This is a genomic window from Micromonospora cremea, from assembly GCF_900143515.1.
GTDB lineage: Bacteria > Actinomycetota > Actinomycetes > Mycobacteriales > Micromonosporaceae > Micromonospora > Micromonospora cremea.
The window spans coordinates 3,194,351-3,206,427 of sequence record NZ_FSQT01000002.1 but is presented as its reverse complement, the minus strand read 5'-3'; the positions used below and the strand labels follow the sequence as shown (position 1 = coordinate 3,206,427).

General features: G+C 70.8%; 11 protein-coding genes. 5 read left to right on the top strand and 6 right to left on the bottom strand.

Annotated elements, in window-relative coordinates:
• Nucleotides 1-570: 570 nt before the first annotated feature.
• Nucleotides 571-876, bottom strand: a complete 306-nt coding sequence (locus tag BUS84_RS28525) for a hypothetical protein (RefSeq protein WP_074317170.1) — start codon at nt 874-876, stop codon at nt 571-573.
• A 202-nt stretch (nt 877-1,078) separates the two neighbouring features.
• Nucleotides 1,079-1,396, bottom strand: a complete 318-nt coding sequence (locus tag BUS84_RS28520) for a hypothetical protein (protein WP_074317168.1) — start codon at nt 1,394-1,396, stop codon at nt 1,079-1,081.
• Between the two features lie 238 nt (nt 1,397-1,634).
• Here BUS84_RS28520 and BUS84_RS28515 point away from each other — a divergent pair, with 238 nt between their 5' ends.
• The 3 genes from BUS84_RS28515 (at nt 1,635) to BUS84_RS28510 (ending at nt 4,164) form a co-directional block, all read left to right on the top strand.
• Nucleotides 1,635-3,062: a hypothetical protein gene (locus tag BUS84_RS28515; RefSeq protein ID WP_143728538.1), complete on the top strand. Its 1,428-nt coding sequence runs from the start codon at nt 1,635-1,637 to the stop codon at nt 3,060-3,062.
• Between the two features lie 174 nt (nt 3,063-3,236).
• Nucleotides 3,237-3,401 (top strand): hypothetical protein, encoded by a 165-nt coding sequence (locus BUS84_RS39125; RefSeq protein WP_208869747.1) that lies wholly within the window; start codon nt 3,237-3,239, stop codon nt 3,399-3,401.
• Nucleotides 3,402-3,810: 409 nt separating this feature from the next.
• Nucleotides 3,811-4,164 (top strand): nitroreductase/quinone reductase family protein, encoded by a 354-nt coding sequence (locus tag BUS84_RS28510; protein ID WP_074317166.1) that lies wholly within the window; start codon nt 3,811-3,813, stop codon nt 4,162-4,164.
• Here BUS84_RS28510 and BUS84_RS39120 read toward each other — a convergent pair.
• A complete protein-coding gene (locus BUS84_RS39120) occupies nt 4,146-4,409 on the bottom strand; it encodes a hypothetical protein (RefSeq protein ID WP_074317165.1) in 264 nt (87 codons plus the stop codon). The two genes, BUS84_RS28510 and BUS84_RS39120, sit on opposite strands and share 19 nt — an antisense overlap.
• A gap of 211 nt (nt 4,410-4,620) precedes the next feature.
• Between BUS84_RS39120 and BUS84_RS28500 the strand changes: the two genes are divergently transcribed.
• Together BUS84_RS28500 and BUS84_RS28495 are read left to right on the top strand one after the other, a co-directional pair.
• The gene (locus tag BUS84_RS28500) at nt 4,621-5,163 is read left to right on the top strand and encodes a hypothetical protein (protein ID WP_143728537.1); all 543 of its coding nucleotides are present in this window, start codon (nt 4,621-4,623) and stop codon (nt 5,161-5,163) included.
• Between the two features lie 316 nt (nt 5,164-5,479).
• On the top strand, nt 5,480-6,565 hold the full coding sequence (locus BUS84_RS28495) for an endonuclease/exonuclease/phosphatase family protein (protein ID WP_074317161.1): 1,086 nt from the start codon (nt 5,480-5,482) through the stop codon (nt 6,563-6,565).
• A 90-nt stretch (nt 6,566-6,655) separates the two neighbouring features.
• Here BUS84_RS28495 and BUS84_RS28490 read toward each other — a convergent pair whose 3' ends face one another.
• The 3 genes from BUS84_RS28490 to BUS84_RS28480 all read right to left on the bottom strand — a co-directional run bounded on the left by BUS84_RS28490 (nt 6,656) and on the right by BUS84_RS28480 (nt 11,967).
• Entirely contained in the window at nt 6,656-7,996 is a 1,341-nt protein-coding gene (locus BUS84_RS28490; RefSeq protein ID WP_074317159.1) for a nicotinate phosphoribosyltransferase, read from the bottom strand.
• 375 nt (nt 7,997-8,371) lie between these two features.
• On the bottom strand, nt 8,372-10,498 hold the full coding sequence (locus tag BUS84_RS28485) for an MMPL family transporter (protein ID WP_244298755.1): 2,127 nt from the start codon (nt 10,496-10,498) through the stop codon (nt 8,372-8,374).
• Between the two features lie 293 nt (nt 10,499-10,791).
• Nucleotides 10,792-11,967 carry an RNA-guided endonuclease InsQ/TnpB family protein gene (locus tag BUS84_RS28480; RefSeq protein ID WP_208869746.1) on the bottom strand — a complete coding sequence of 392 codons (1,176 nt, stop codon included), beginning with the start codon at nt 11,965-11,967 and terminating at the stop codon, nt 10,792-10,794.
• Between the last annotated feature and the right edge of the window lie 110 nt (nt 11,968-12,077).

Below are 12,077 nucleotides of genomic sequence, written 5' to 3'. Positions count from 1 at the left end.
GAGCAGGCAACCCGACTCTAGGAGTGCCTGCCCGCCTCTTTCTGGCCAACCGCGCCAGCCGGCAGCGCGGGAACGTGTATCCAGTACGCCCCGGGAACACCGTCGAGTCAACCCCCCACTTTGCGCGGATCCGCCACGGAGCCTTGACGTCTGTCCCGTGGAGTGTTAGCCAAGTCCGTTCCTGTCGCTGGCAGTCCGCCTGCGTCCCCCCACGTCGGCGAAAAACGTCCAGATCTGGCCACCTGGCAAGACACTGTTAACCAATCCGCGTTCCCGCTACCGCGCCTCAGCCGGTGAGGTACGCGAGCACCCCGGTTGTCGTCATCGGGCGGGGCATGCCCAGCTTGCTAAAGATATCGCCGGTTTCGTCGGCCAGCGGCCCCGCGCGGTGTGGCTGGGAACGGCGGCGGCGCTGGTCACCCTGAGCTTCGGCGTCGGCAACCTCAACATCGGCATGACGGGTCCGCTTCGGTCGTGATCCGCCGCCACACGGCGGCCGCGGTGCCTTCCGGCACCGGCTGGTCGGACTCGCCGGAGGCGCGCACCTGGCCAAACCAGGTGCGCGCCTCCTCAGCGAGCCGACGCGTCAGCGTCGGGCTTACTCGTCTCCCTGGGCCTCGGGCTGCTCAGCGTCGGCCTCGGCGGCGATGCGGCGCGGCTCTTCGTCGTGCGCCAGCTCGTTGGCCTCGTCCGGGTCAGGTCGGCCTCGGCGCACGGGTCCGGGTCGGGCTCGACGTCCTCCTCGGGCAGGCGCACGTCGACGATCGGCGGCTCGCCGCCGTCCTCGTCGTCCTCCTCGGCCTCGTACCGCAGGCGCTCGGCTTCCTCCTCGGCGCGCTTCCGCTCCTCCTCCTCGGCGATGAGCGCCGCGCGCATATCCGCCTCGGCGTCGGACAGCTCGTAGCCGTCCTCCTCGAAGGACGTCGGCTCGGTGACCGGCCAGCGGATGATCGAGACGCACTACCCGAGGAAAGCGGTCGCACCTGCTGAGATCTTGGCCACCGCCGGCCCGGCCGACCAGGTGGTGGCCGCCGCCCGTACCGTGTCCGGGTCCGGCGAGGTGGGCGAGCCGGAGCGCTCACCGGACGGCCGCTGGGCCCGTATCGCGGCGGTCCTGGCCCACGCTCCGGCCAGGCGACGCGGTACTGGACACGGTCGATATGGTGGTGGCCGCGCCGCCCGCCGCTTGTCGGCCGCGGCCGCCGCCGAGTCGGCGGCGTCCAAAGGACAGCACGTTCGGCACCTTGTGGTCGCTGGTCAGCGCCAGGTTGTAGACGTACGGGCTGTTCGCGATGCCGGTCCACGACAGTGTCACCGGGCCGGCGGCGAGCCGGGCCCGCAGTGCGCCGCCCGTCTCCGGTCGGGGACGGACTGGCTGTTTGCGGCCCTTGACCACGTGACGCCCGAGAGCGCCGTGTGCCGCTCGGCATCGGCTTCCCCGAACAGATCACCGGGTTACGGACCGATCAAGGTCTGACCGATGGTCGATTCGCGGAGAAGACCCAGACATGTGGAGAAGACCCAGTAGGTCACGTTTCCCACTAAGGTGAGGACTGCTCGGACAATCCCCACCCTCCTCGCTGGGCGCGGCCTGGCGTGACTCGTCGAGCGAGGTGTTGGTGCTGTCCTCATCCGTGACATCCCGGTCCGGCGCGCGACCCCTGGTCGCGGTGTGCGTGATCTTCGCCGCCGCATCGCTGGTCGCGGTGCCGGCCAGTCTCGACCTCGGCTGGGACGAGGTCGTCTATGTGAGCCAGCACGGCAACCATGCGCCGCCGGCGTTCATGAGCGCGCCGCGCGCCCGGGGCGTGACCCTGCTGGTGTGGCCCGTAGCGTCCTGGCTCGATTCCACCGTCGTCCTCCGGCTGTTCCTCACCGTCACCGCGGCGGCGTCGCTCGGGCTGGCGTTCTGGGTGTGGTCGCGGGTGTCCCGGCGGCCCGGCACCGCCGCGATCGCCGCTGGGCTGTACGCGAGCCTCTGGACCGCCCTGTTCTACGCGAACGCCGCAATGCCCAACCACTACACGGCGATGGCGGCGGTGGCAGCGGTCGGGTGTTTCCTGCTGGCCGTGGCCGAGCCAGCCCGGCCCGGGGCGTACCTCGGGCTCGTCGCCGCCCTCGCCGTGGCCGCCCTGATGCGTCCGGCCGACGCCTTCTGGCTCGGGCTCCCGCTGCTCGCCGCCACCGTCGCGGTGCCCGCGTTCCGGCGGTGGCGGCTGACCGCGGCAGTGGTCGCAGGCCTCGTGCTCGGCGGCGCACCGTGGGCGGTCGAGGCCGAACTGCGCTACGGCGGGCTCCTGGAGCGCATCCGTCAGGCCGGTCACGTGCAGGGCGGTACGAAGCTGCAGTTCTCTCTCGGACACGTGATCAGCACCCTGGACGGGCCGATCCTGTGCCGCCCGTGCGGCAGCCCCGTGCGGTGGCCGGCGGTGCTGTGGTGGCTGGCGCTGGCGGTGCTGGTGCCACTGGCTGTCCGGGCGGCCCACCGGGCGGGCCGGGCACAGACGGCATGGCTGCCACTCGTGGTCGCCGCCGCCATGGCCTTCCCCTACCTGTTCCTGATCGGATACTCCGCACCCCGGTTCCTGCTGCCGACCTACGCCGTTGCTCTGGTCTGCACCATCCCGGGGCTCGCCGCATTGTTCTCCACGGCCGTCGGTCAGCGGCGGCGGGTCGTCGCCGCCGTGGTGGCGTTGGGCTTCGCCGGCCACCTCGCCATCCAGGCCGGCATCCTGCACCACGTCGTCGCGGAGCAGGTCCGCAGCCGAGGCGACTGGATCCGCCTCGTCCAGACCCTGCGATCGCACGAGGTGCGACCGCCGTGCGTGATCTCCGGCCACGAGGCCATCCCGATCGCCTACTACGCGGGGTGCCGGGCGCTGGAAGACCGGGGATACAACCGCAACGCGAGCACCGCGCAGCTGCGGCAGGCCGCGGCGACCGGACGCTTCGCCCTGCTGGCCAGGAACTCCGCCCCGCCCGACTGGGCCAAGAACTGGCACCGGATTCCGGTGCCGAACCTCACCACCTCCGGCTGGGAGATGTACCTGCCGCAGCGCTAGACGGCAGCACTGAACTAAGACGGGCTGCGGCCGCCTGCCGCGCCCGGCACCGCGCTCGTTCGGGCATACGCCGACGCCCGAGCTGCCGGACAATCCCGAGGTTGAGCAGGTCGAGGCGTGGGTGGACTTGGCGAACTGTCCCAGGACCCGGATTTCCGCGCCAGCATGCGGCGCATGGTCGAGCAGTATGCGGCGGAGCGCGCCGAGAGCGACCGCCGGGGCGTGCGCCGCGACAAGGCCGCGGTGGTCCGTGACCAGGTCGGCCCTGCCCTGGCAGCCAGCGTCGACCCGGCCTCGCCCCAGGATGATCCGGTCGTCGCGGCAGCCACGGCTCAGTGAGCGCAGGTTTGGGGTCGCCCCGACGACGTCGACCTTCGACGCCGGCTGTTGATCCAGTTGCAGACCGCGAACGACCCACGCAGGGAGCGGTACTGCAGCTGCTCTCGGTGATCAACGGCTGGCCTGCCTCGGGGAGCCTGGCGCCGGCGCTCGACCGGTTCATCGAAGCCTTGCGCGTCCGGGCATCCCAGGCGTGACGATCCACAGCTCGCAGCGGACGAGGTGACCCCGGCCGGGCTGCGGCACGCGGTCGCGGGGCTCGCCCCTGACGGCCGGATCGGTGTCCCGCGCCCCCGTGAGGTGCCCGTGACAGGTGCGACTGCTGGTGTCCCGGATCCGCCGCGAGCGCCCGCCAAGGCTCATAGCCTGGGAAGCGGGAGCACTTCCGGCAGGATCGACGGAGGACACCGTGACCGAAGCCATCAGGGACGCCCTGGAGGGCGTCAGCGAGATCGACCTCACCGTGACCGGCCGGAAGACCGGGCGGCAGATTTCGCACCCGGTGTGGTTCGTGCAGGAGGAAGAGAGCCTGTTCCTGGTCCCGATCACCGGCTCGGACAGCGACTGGTACAAGAACGTGCAGCGGACACCGATGATCCAGGTGGCCTCGAACGGCACGGCGTTGAGTACGAGCGCCACCCCGATCACCGACGCCGACCGGGTCAACCACGTCGTGGAGATGTTCTGCGACAAGTACGGCGCGGATCAGGTGCAGGCGCATTACCCGAAGCGCGACGTCGCCGTTCAGGTCGCGCTCGGGTAACCCTGTGGAGCGGTGGTACCCGGGGCCTGGGTGGCGCTGACTAGCACCGGTGCCGCCGGCGGTATCCGTCGGTTGGCGACCACCGCGTTGCGCCGGCGCAGAACCATGCGACCGGCGCGCTCCCGCAGTTCCCGCGCCGTCTGGCCCAGCTCGAACGCGATCCGGGCCGCCTCGTACGCCTCGGCGGCGCCCGGCTCTGCCATCCGGCGCTCGCGCAGGTCGTTCCAGTCGGCCCGATCATCCATCACTCGGTCCCCTCGCCCATGATCGGCATCTCTGCGAGCCATCGCTCCAGAGCCCAACGACGCACCGGGTGGCGGCGCTGTTCGTCACGTCCCGTTCCTCCACGGTGATCGATCGACTTCTACGATGCACGTTGTGCGCGATGATGGTGAGCTCCCCGCAGGCCAGGACGGTTCGGGTCGGCGGTGGCTGGGCCGTACCCGGCTGGTCCTGGTGCTGTGTGGCGCGGTCGTCGCCGTCGTGGCCGCCACCGCGGGTGTCAGGTGGTTCGTCGGCGAACCCGATCCGGCCGCGGGTGGGAAGCGGTCGATCGGCTACGGCTGCCCCGTGTTCGGCTCGGACCCGGGCCCTCCGAAGGAGTGCGGTCCGCCCGCGGCCCTGGACCCGCGCCGCGCACCGGTGACCGAGGGGCAGCGGACGGCGGTCAGGGACAGGGCCAGGGCCATTCGCCTCGCCGCGTCGCACGCCGGCTGGTGCATGACCGGCGCCCAGCCGGAATGTGCCCGTCAGCCGGCGTCACACGAACCGACGCAGCACGATGTCGACGCGGCTCGGCTGTGGCTGAGCCGGACGGAGGCCTCTGCGAGCACGGCACGGCTGGCTCGTCAGGGCGATCCAGGTCATGTGGGCGGGCTGCTCTATGCGGCTCGCCTCGATGACGTCTGTGTCATCGGCCATTTCGAGCAGGTGCCGAGCGGTGTGAGCGGCGAGGAGATCGTCGGCCTCCTGCCCGACGGGACCTGTCTGCCCGATTGACGAGCCGAGCGTCGCCGCCGACGCAGGCGGGCAGCCGACCGGACCGGGCTCCGACAGCCGCCGCCCTGATCGGCGTCCGCCGGCCCGACGCGGATGCCGACGTCAGCGTCGAGTACCCGTACCGGTTGGCGGGTGGGGCCGAACCGCCGATGTCCGCGGCTGTCTCCGACCGCCTCGCGGCGATACGGTGCACGCACCGCCCCGGGCCGCGCCCCGCCGACAGGTCGCGACGCCGCCTCACGCGTCCCCATCCGCACCACCGGATCGATCTCACGTCCAACGCCGGCGTAGTCGCCGGGAGAGAGGATCGACAAGGATGCTCCCGACACCCACCACCTCCTGGCGAACGGCGAGAGTCGCCCTCGCAGCCGCCATCGCCCTGGTCAGCCTCGGCGTTTTCGGCGCGCCCGTCCAAGCCGAAGGACAGTCCAAGGTCACCGTGATGACCCGGAACCTCTATCTGGGCGGCGATCTGACGCCGTCCATCGGCGCGCCGACCACGGGCGCGTTCCTGGCCGCGAACTCCGCGCTGTTGGGCCACGTCGACCTGGTCGACTTTCCCGCCCGGGCGAAGCTGCTCGCCCGGGAGATCACCAAGAACAAGCCGGACCTGGTCGGACTGCAGGAGGTCGCCCTGTGGCGCACCGGCACGTTCGCTGACCCCGCACCTGCCACCGAAATCCGGTACGACTACCTGGCGCTGCTGATGGGCGAGCTGAGCCGCTCCGGTCACGCGTACGACGTCGCGGTCGTACAGGCCGAGGCCGATCTGGAGGCGCCGGCGGGCGCGCCGCACTTCCTCGACGTACGGCTCACGATGCGCGACGTGATCCTGGTGCGTCACGGCGGCCGGGTGAAGGTGACCGACTCCTCGTCCGGCACCTTCGCCAACAACCTCACCTTCACGCTCGCGGCGACGAACGGGACCGTGACCAGCACCCGCGGTTGGACCGCGGTGGACGTGGTGCACGGGCAACGCCCGTTCCGGTTCGTGAACACCCACCTGGAGGCCTTCCACCCTGGTGTCCGGGTGCTGCAGGCGCGCGAGCTGCTGGCCGGCCCCCTCGCCACGGCACCGGGTGACGTCATCCTCGCCGGGGACCTCAACACGGGCCCCGACCTGCCCGTCGCCGAGAACCGGCTCGCCTACGCCGCCCTGGTGGCCGGCGGGATGCGGGACACGTGGCAGATCCTGCACCCTGACGAACCCGGCTACACCGCGGGTCTGGGCGACGACCTGAACCAACCCGCCGACGCCGTCGAACACCGCATCGACATGGTCCTGTTCCGGGGGGCGGTCGTTCCCGTCTCGAGCCTCATCTTCGGCACCGAGCGGCAGACCCCCGACGGCCGGTGGGCCTCGGACCACCTCGGCTACCTGGCCGTGCTGGCGTTGCCGTAGCGCGAACGCTGCTCCGGGCTGGCGCCCACGCGCCAGCCCGGAGTTGCCAGCGGCGCAGAGCCGCCCCGACGCGTCCGACCGGCCCGGCTGTCAGTAGGTCCCGCCCCGCGCCACCTGCGCGGCCACCCGCTCGTGCAGCGCGGCCAGGGCCGGGCTGACGGCGGCGGTGAGCGGCGCCGGGTCCGCCAGCCGACGCGCCGGCTCCGGTAGCCAGGCGAGGTCCGCGTCGAAGCGGCCGCGCGCGGCGCGTACCTCACCGGCCGGGTCGGCGACGGCCAGGCGACGGCCGCCGCGCATGACCGGCACGAGCAGCGGCTCGCGGTCGCCCGGTGGCGGTTCGTCGCGCAGCCCCACCACGTCGCCGTCGGCACCGGTGGGATCGCGGAAGACCTGCTTGGGACCGGGCAGGGTGGCCTTGCCGGGCGACAGCTTGAGCACCGGCCGGTCGCCGACGGCCACCAGCTTGTAGGCGCTGTCCAGCGACGGCGCGTCGAACGAGACGCCCATGCGGGTGCCGACGCCGTACCCGTCGATCGGTGCGCCCGCGGCGACGAGCGCCGCAATGACATCCTCGTCGAGGCTGCCGCTGGCCACGATCTGGGCCTGAGTCAGCCCGGCGTCGTCGAGGATCGCGCGGGTCTGCACGGCGAGCGCGGCGAGATCTCCGGAGTCGAGCCGCACGCCCACCGGGCCGGTCAGTCCCAGCTCCGCGATGACCTCGACGGCGGCTCGCACTCCGGCGGGCGTGTCGTAGGTGTCGACGAGGAACACCGGGTTCGTCGGGAAGTCGGTCGCGAACGCGCGGAACGCGGCGCGCTCGTCCGGGAACGCCTCGACGTACGAGTGGGCCATGGTCCCGGACGGCGGCAGTCCGTAGCGTCGAGCGGCCTCGACGTCGCTGGTCGCGGCGAAGCCGGCAATCGCGGACGCCCGGGCCACGGCCGCGCCGGCCTCGATACCGTGCGTGCGGCGAAACGCAAAGTCGATCAGCTGCGCGTCGCCGGCCGCCAGGCGGCATCGGGCGGCCTTGCTGGCGACCGTGGTGTGGAAGGTGATCAGGTTCAGCACGCCGGTCTCCACCAGCTGCGCCTCGGCGATCGGCGCGGTGACCTCCAGCAGCGGTTCGTCGGCGAACACCACGCGGCCCTCCGGCACGGCCCAGACATCACCGGTGAACCGCAGCCCCGCAAGCGCCACCAGCGTCGCTTCGTCGAGCCCGACGGTGTCGCGCAGGTAGCCGAGTTCGCCCTCGTCGAACGCGAAGCCTTCCAGGAACGCCAGCGCCTCGGCCAGCCCGGCGGCCACCAGGAAGCCACGCTGCGGCGGTAGGCGCCGCACGAACAGGCTGAACGTCGCGCGCTGCACCATGTCCCGGCGCAGGTAGCTGGCCGCCATCCGCAGCTCGTACAGGTCGGTACGCAGCCCGGTCACGGTTCCTCCATCGGCACTGGGCACCATCGACGGGCCGGTGGCATCGTGGTGATGCCAACCCGTCGGGTCCGGGGCGGACGCCGGCGAGGCCGTCCGGCCCCGGCTTCCGAGCCAGCACACCGCGAACAACAGGTGTGCGCGCATACCCCTTCCGGTCGCCGGCACACCTGACGGCGGTGAACACGCCGGCCGGCCGCCTCGCCGCGGTCCGCTCACTCCGGGCCGATCAGACTGTCGAGCGCAGACGGGTCGGACCGGACAGGCGGTCGAGGTCGAGGTCGCCGCGCCGCTACGGTCAGCTTGGTGCCTGCATCACCATGCCGCCGTCCGCCACTGGGCCCACCACGTCGAGACCCTCCGCGTTGACAACTCGCGCTACGCCTTCGCCACGGTCGCCGGCTCCGGCGGGGTGCGCGGCCCGCCGACCGGCCGCTCGTCGCCGTGCCCCGGCCACCACGCCTTGTGCCCGATCAGCGCGGTCAGCGCCGGAACGAAGAACATCGACATGACGAACGCCGACAGCACGATGCCGATCGCCACCGCGAAGCCCATCTGCTGCAGGAACGAGATCGGCGCGAGCAGCAGCACCGCGAACGTCCCGGCCAGGATCAGTCCGGCCGCCGCGACGGTCGGGCCGGCGTGTTCCACGCCGATGGCGGCAGCCTCGTGTGGCTCGTTGCCTTCCCGCGCTTCCTCGCGTAGTCGGGCGATCATCAGGATGTTGTAGTCGGTCCCGATCGCCACCACGAAGAGGTAGAGGATGATCGGCAGTTGGAAGGTGACACCGGGCTCGCCCTGCAGCCCTTGGAAGAGGTAGACCGTGGCGCCCAGCGTGGCGGCGAAGTTGAGCAGCACCGCGATCACGAGGTAGATCGGCGCGACCAGGCTGCGCAGCAGCAGCGCGAGGATGAGCGCGATCAGGCCGGCCGCGACCGGCAGGATCACCGACAGGTCTCGGTTGTTCGCCGAGTTGATGTCCGCGAAGATCGCGGTGGTCCCGCCGACCAGCGCCCGGGTGCCGGGCGGTGCCGCCGCGTGCACGGCACCGCGCAGGTCCTCGCGGACGAGGGTGATCGCCTCGTTGGAGACCGGGTTCTCGTCGAGCAGCAGGTTGACCCGGGCCACACTCGGGTCGGTGCTGCGCTCCGGGGGCTGTGCCTGGCCCACACCCGGGGCTTTCGCTACGGCCGCCGCGAAGTCGTTGACCTGCTGCTCGGTCAACTGCGACCCGTTACTGGTGGTCAGGTAGACCTCGGTAGGGGCGAGCGCGCCGGCGGCGAACCCGCGCTGCAGGTCCTGCGCGGCCTTCGCCGACTCGGTGTCCTGCGGGAAGCCGGCGCTGAAGTCGTAGTCGGCCTTGTAGCCCAGCACGCCTGCGGCGAGCGCGACCAGCAGGACGCCGGATGCCGCCGCGACGAGTGCCGGCCTGCGCCCGACGACCGTGCCGAGCCGGTGCGAGATGGTGGCCTTGGGCGCACGCTGCCACGCCTTCGACGGCCAGAAGACGTATCGGCCGAGCAGCGAGACGACCGCCGGAACGAGAGTGAGCGAGGTGACCAGCATGACACCGACCGCGATCGCGAGCGCCGGGCCGAGCGAGCCGAAGAAGCCCAGGGAGGCGAGGAGCAGCACGAGGAACGCGACGATGACCGCTCCGGCGGCCGACGTGATGACCTCGCCGACCCGCTGGACGGAGACGATCATCGCGGTGCGCTTGTCGTCACCGGCGCGCAGCCGCTCCCGGTAGCGGAAGAGCAGGAACAGGATGTAGTCGGTGCCAATGCCGAACAACACGATCAGCAGGATCGTCTGCAGATCCTGACTGACACTGAGATCGAATGCCTTGCCCGCGGCGGCGACGAGACCCGTCGTGATGCTCAGAACGACGCCGACGACCACCACGGGCAGCAGCGCGGCGATGGGGCTGCGGAAGATGATCAGGATTAGTCCGATGATCAGGATGATCGTCGCAACGCCGACCACGGCGAAGGCATTGTTGAAGGTGTCCTCGTTGTCGACGAAGCTCGCCACGTCGCCGGCCACGCCCGCGGTCAACCCACTGTTCGCCAGCTCCGGGCCGATGTCCGCTCGCAGATCGCGTACGGCCTCGAGCAGCGCCGGGTCGTCTGGGGCAGGGGCGTCGAGCCCGACGTTGACCACCTGCACCGACTTGTCCGGCGCCACAGCTGGCGGACCGGTCAGGTAGCCGGACGTGTGCGGGATGTTCTTGGCCTTGAGCGACTGGGCGAGCTGGCCCACCCTCGCCTCGTCCGCCGGCGTGAGCTTCTGCCCGTCGGCGCGCTTGACCACGATGATCGCCGTCGCGGTGGCCTGCTGCGGAAACGCCTTCTGCCCGAGCTCGGTGGCCTGCACGGACTCGTACGAGCGGGGCAGGAAGCTTTCCTGATCGGCGGAGGTGATGTCGCTCAGCGATGGTGTGGTGAGGATGATGGCGGCTGCTGCGAGCACCCACCCGGCAATCACCCACCACGCTCTGCCCACCACGAATCTGCCTAGCCGCTCGAACATGGTTTCCCCCGCGTGTTCGGCACCACCGACGTCTGGGGCCTGGAGCGCCCAGGGCACCCGCCCATCACTCTGCCGGCAGTATTCGCTACCCGTTGTGCAGACTACCCACGGCTGGCGCTCCTTTTCGGATGCTTGGGTTCCGGGGGCTGCCCGAGTTTCACCTGTTCAGGTACTCGAGCACTGGGAGCACCCGTCGATTGTTGTCATCGGACGGTGGCATACCCAGCTTGGTCAACTACCCGCCCCTGAATGAGCGGGTTTGTGGGTCAATCCCCTCGCTGGCTGCGAGGTGATGCCACGTGCGGGCGGTTGACTGCGCCCCAGCTCCCGACACCGCGCTCGGCGATGTTGAGAGCCGCATTGTGATCGGCGTGGGCAACGACCCCGCACGATCGACAGGTGAAGGTTTCCTGGTTCGGCCGGTTCCGCCTGTCGCGGTGCTTGCAGCCGTGGCAGGTCTGGGAGGTGTACCGCGGGTCGACCTGGACCAGCGGTACACCAGCTCGGCGGGCCTTGTAGGTAAGGAACCCGCCGAGCTGGTGAAACGACCACGAGTGGAGCGTGACCCGTTGGGGCTTTCTCAGCCGGACCCGCTCACGGATCCCCGTCAGTTCTTCAACGGCGATACCGCGACCGGTGCGTGCAGCCTCGGTCACAATAGTCTTGGCGATGCGGTGATTGACGTTCGCGGCGTGCCGCGCTTCCTTCTTGTTACGCCGGACCAGAAGCCGCTTGGCCGACGTGGTGCCCTTATGTTGCAGCCGAGCCCGCAGCCGCATCTGGCGGCGGCGGTAGCCATTGAGCCGGGTGCCGGCGTAGCGGGTGCCATCGGAGTCGTAGGCGATGTTGGAGATGCCCATGTCCACGCCGAGGAAGCCATCCGGTTCGTACGGCGGCGTCTCGGCCACCTCGATCGAGGCGTACAGGAACCACATCCCGTCGCGGTGCACCAGGTCGCACTCGCCGATCACGCTGGTGGCGACGGCCTTGAGCTGGGTCGGCGAGCCGGTGTATGCCATGGCTTTGAGTCGGCCGGCGGTGGTCCAGATGGACACCGTCCGAGCGTCGTGCTGCCAGGACAGCATCCGGGCGTCGTAGGGCTGTGCGGCGTCCCAGCGGAACCCGATCGGGTTGGCCTCGATCCGCCTGCGCCGATTCGAGCCGGGCTTGCCGTACCGTCCGGCCTTGAGGTTCGCCGTCAGGACTGTGTAGGCGTCGGCGACCTTCTTGATGACGTGCTGCGCCGCCTGGGCACCCAACCCGTAGTCGGCCTTGATCCCGGCGTAGACGTGCTTGCGCAGGTCGTAGTTGCGGTACACGGCCGACTCGCGGGCCACGACCGCCACGTCGCAGGCCGCCTGGTTACACGCGCGCAGGGTCGCCCCCAACACTGCCGCCTGCCCAGGCGTCGGCAGGAGTTTCACCTGCACCACCAGCTCCACGCGATCACCGTAGCAATTGGCCCATGTCACCAAATGGGCGCCAGACCCGGACGTTCGACGTGGCCGCAGCGTTAGCCTAGTGCCCTGACCACAAACGTTCGCCGGGTTGG

What these genes read in the sequence shown, in the direction of transcription:
- BUS84_RS28525 (WP_074317170.1), bottom strand. Translation starts at nt 876, where the DNA reads ATGCGCGCGGCGCTCATCGCCGAGGAGGAGGAGCGGAAGCGCGCCGAG.
- BUS84_RS39125 (WP_208869747.1), top strand. Translation starts at nt 3,237, where the DNA reads ATGGTCGAGCAGTATGCGGCGGAGCGCGCCGAGAGCGACCGCCGGGGC.
- BUS84_RS39120 (WP_074317165.1), bottom strand. Translation starts at nt 4,409, where the DNA reads ATGGATGATCGGGCCGACTGGAACGACCTGCGCGAGCGCCGGATGGCA.
- BUS84_RS28495 (WP_074317161.1), top strand. Translation starts at nt 5,480, where the DNA reads ATGCTCCCGACACCCACCACCTCCTGGCGAACGGCGAGAGTCGCCCTC.